The 3,802-nt window shown below is 74.8% G+C and carries 3 protein-coding genes; 1 reads left to right on the forward strand and 2 read right to left on the reverse strand.

Annotated elements, in window-relative coordinates; genetic code table 11:
• On the reverse strand, nt 1-872 hold an 872-nt coding region (locus AC51EU_RS28265), incomplete at its 3' end, for an MFS transporter (protein WP_496269930.1).
• A gap of 101 nt (nt 873-973) precedes the next feature.
• On the opposite strand from AC51EU_RS28265, the gene AC51EU_RS28270 reads away from it, so the two are divergent.
• Complete coding sequence (locus tag AC51EU_RS28270) at nt 974-1,873, forward strand: LysR family transcriptional regulator (protein WP_496269931.1); 900 nt, start codon at nt 974-976, stop codon at nt 1,871-1,873.
• Between the two features lie 16 nt (nt 1,874-1,889).
• Here the strand turns inward: AC51EU_RS28270 and AC51EU_RS28275 are convergent, their stop codons facing one another.
• Complete coding sequence (locus tag AC51EU_RS28275; protein ID WP_496269932.1) at nt 1,890-3,368, reverse strand: N,N-dimethylformamidase beta subunit family domain-containing protein; 1,479 nt, start codon at nt 3,366-3,368, stop codon at nt 1,890-1,892.
• Nucleotides 3,369-3,802: the final 434 nt, after the last annotated feature.

The raw sequence follows: 3,802 nt of genomic DNA on the forward strand, positions 1-3,802 counted from the left end.
GGGGTGACGGCGGTCGCCACGCCCGCGTAGACGGTCTGCCAGCCGGGCAGCCGGTCGCCGACGAGGCCGGGGAGGGTGACGAAGGCGAGGGTGGGGGCGGCGAAGACCCAGGGGGCGACGGGGGCCATGAGGCGGAGGAAGGCGGGGGTGGTCGTGGTGGGGGCGTTCTCGGTGGGTCTCTGGGGAGCGGTGGACGGCTGGGGTTCGGTGGGGGCGTGCGGTTTCGGGGGTGCGGTAGGGGTGATGGGACCCGGGGCGGTTTCCGGGGCGCGGGCGGCGGTGAGGGCGGCCGCGATGGAGAGGACGAGGTGGGGCACGTACGCGGTGAGCATCGGGTGCGGCGCCCACTGGGCGACGAGGGACGCGGCGAGGCCGCCGGAGGCGAAGCCCGCGGAGAGGAAGAGGCCGGAGCGGCGGGCCGCGGCGCCAGGAGGCGCGTCGGCGTGCGGCGGGGAGGAGAGTTCCTTGACCCAGACGCTGCCGGCGGTGAGCAGGGCGCCCGCGCCGAGGCCGGTGAGCAGGCGGCCCGGCCACAGCAGGGCGGTGGCCGCGGGGCCCGCCATCAGCAAGGCGGTCGCGACGACGGAGACGGCGAGGGCGGTGAGGACGACGGGGCGGCGGCCGAGGCGGTCGGCGGCCGGGCCGGCGAGCAGCACGCCGGGGACCAGGCCGGCGATGTAGACGGCGAAGAGGGCCGTGGTGGTGGCGGTGGTCAGGCCCAGTTCGGTGCGGTAGGCGCCGAGGAGGGCGGAGAACTGGTTGGCGCCCCAGCCCGAGGCCGTCATGATCCAGCCCGCGCGCAGCCACGGGCGTCCGGCGGGCGGCCTCGTCGCGGCGGCGGGCGGGTGCGGGGTGAGGGTCGTGGGGGTCATGCCGCCCGTTGTACGGGCCGGGGGCGGGCGCGGGCCGCCTCCGTTCAGGGATCGTGAACGCCACTGGGAGCACAGGGGGCGACCGTTTTATCGTCGGCCCCATGGATCTGCGGCGGCTTTCTTCCTTCCTGGCGGTGGTCGAGGAGGGGCATTTCGGACGTGCCGCCTCCCGCCTCTTCCTGTCGCCCGCCGCGGTCACCGGCCATGTGCAGCAACTGGAGCGGGAGTTCGGCGTGCGACTGCTGGACCGTTCGCCGGTCGCGCCGACCGCGGCCGGACGGCGGCTGGCGTCCCACGCCCGTACGCTGCTGGCCGCCGCGAACGCCGCCGTGGAGGACGTGACGGAGGCGGCCCGCGGCCCCGTGACGGAACGCGGCCTGCGGGTCGGGGTGATGGGGCACGGCTCGGCCGAGGTGACCCCGGCCGCGGTCAACGCCTTCCGGCGGGCCCGGCCCGAGGTGCCGCTCTCCTTGGTGCAGCTGGACTTCACCGAGCACTCCAGCGCGCTGCGCGAGGAACGGGTGGACGTGGCGTTCGTCCGGCCCGCGATCGAGGCCGAGGGGATCGACGTCGATGTGCTGACGACGGAGCAGCGGATCGTGGCGGTCTCGGCGGCCTCGCCGCTGGCGGACGCGGCACGGGAGGGACTGCGGGTCGCGGACGTCATCGATCTGCCGTATCTGCGGCTGCCGTCGCACACCCCGCGGCCGTTCACCGACTACCTGTACTTCGACGAGGGGCGGCGGCGCGGGCCGGACTGCGCGCTGACGCCGCAGGACGTGCTGACGAGCGTGGCCGCCGGGCGGGGCACGGGCTCCGGGCTGAAGTCGTTCGCGCGCTACTACCCCTGGCCGGGGACGGTCTACGTACCGGTGCTGGACGCGCCGTGGGCGCACAGCGTGCTCGCCACCCGGAGCGGGGACCCGAATCCGGAGGTGCGGATCTTCCGGGCGCTGACGGTGGCGCTGGCGCGGGAGTGGGGGCCGCTCGCGGCGCGGTAGCGGGACGGGCGGGGCGTCAGTCGCGTTTGCAGATGCGGTCGAGGAGGTTGGCGGTGGCGCGTTGGACGCGTTCGTCGACATGGCCGGGGCGGTCGAGGGCCGGGGACCAGGCGAAGGTGCCGGAGGCGAAGACCAGGGCGCCGCTGGGCGCGCGGTAGAGCGAGGTCTCCTGGTGGCGGCGGTTGCCCTGGCCGTCGCGGTACGGGGAGTGGGCGAGCAGGATGCGGCGGGTGTGCTCGGGGAGGCTGGTGCGGGGGTAGTAGCGGTCGGCCTCCCCGGCGACCAGACCGGGCAGGGCATCGCCCTCGTGCGCGCCGGTGGCCTCCCACAGCCAGTGGTGGCCGTTGCGGACGATCAGCGGGGCCGGTTCCGGCACCCGCCCCGTGTACTGGATGCCCAGCAGCCGCTGCTCCGGCTCCCCCACCTCCCGCCACAGGGCGGGGCGGCCGGGGCCCTGGCGCTTGCGGCAGCTGAGGAGCGCGTCGGGACCGGTGGGGGACGGGGAGAGGCCGACCTGCCAGTACATGGTGTTGGCGGAGAGGAAGACCAGGGAGGTGCCGCCGTCGCGGGCGTGCTCGGCCGTACGGCGCATCGGCGCCGACCAGTACTCGTCGTGGCCGGGGAAGACCAGACCGCGGTAGCGGCCCGGGTCGACCCGGCCGGCATGCAGATCGCGGGCGGTGGCGTAGGCCAGGTCGTAGCCGTAGCGCTCGGCCCAGCGGATGAAGTCGTAGGCGTGACCGACGTGCAGGGGGAGTCCGGCGCCGGCGTAGGGGCGGTCGAAGGAGACGGTGGTGGCGGCCTCCTCCTCGCCCAGGAGGGCGCCGTCCTCGTCCCAGGCGTGGTAGAGGCTGGCGCCGGTACGGCCGTCCTCGGGGTAGAGGTTGTACGCCTGCCAGGTGATGTCGGGCAGCAGGAGCAGCAGGTCGGCGGGGGTGTCGTCGCGGACCGCGAAGGGGATGTGGCTGCGGTGGCCGTCGGCGGTGGTCAGCACCGCGACATACGCGCCGGGCTGCCAGTACGTCGGGACCTGGAGGCGCCAGGAGAGCCACCAGTGGTGGCAGGAGACGGTGCGGTCGGCGGTGAGCGGCGCGGGCTGGACGATGCCGGAGAGCCGCGGACTGGTGGTGATCTTGAAGGCTCCGGCGCCGCCGTAGTGGCCGATGCGGTAGACGTCGATGCTGAACGGCTGCGGCGGGTCGACGGTGATCCGGAAGTCGATCGCCTCGCCGGGGGCCACCGCGCCCGTGCCCGCGAAGCCCTTGATCTGGCCGCGTACGTCGTCGGAGGTGCGCGGGCCGTTGTGCTTGCGGGGCGGCGGGACGAACGGGTCGCGGCGGACAGCGGCCGGGTCGGCGTACCAGGGGACGACGCGGCCGAGGTCGGCGTAGCTGTCGCTGCCCCGCAGCCAGGGCAGCGGGCCCTGGCCGAACGGGTCCGTCACGGTGTGGGCGAGTGCGCCCGATTCCCAGCGCCTGATCTGCTCCCGCTGCATCCTTCCGCTCCCCTCCCGCGTCCCCCGTGGGACTGGCCGGTCGTGCGCCGTCCGCGTGCGTGCGGGACGGGCTCCGTGACGTTCACCGGAAGCGTCACGACCGCTACCAGCACATCACATTACGCACCCGCTTCATCACCCTTCGTCGTGAATTTAGAGTCTCTTGGTCCTCAAACGCGAAGTGTGGGGGAACATGCGGCCGGTGGCCGCCGGTGCTTGTCAGAGCGGCCGTACGCCGGTCCGTATGACCCGTACGGCCCACCGGCCGGGCGTGCCGGACACCTGTAGCGCCCGGATGCGCGGGGGGTGGTGCGGGAGCGTTCGTGCGCCGGGGTGATGAGCCGTGCCGGGGGTGGGGGCGGTGCGCGGAAGGCGTGGTGTGGCCCTCCGGCAGGTGCGGGCGGCGGGCTCGGGGGCGAGGGTTGTGCGGGGGT

The sequence above is a fragment of the Candidatus Streptomyces philanthi genome (assembly GCF_059553635.1).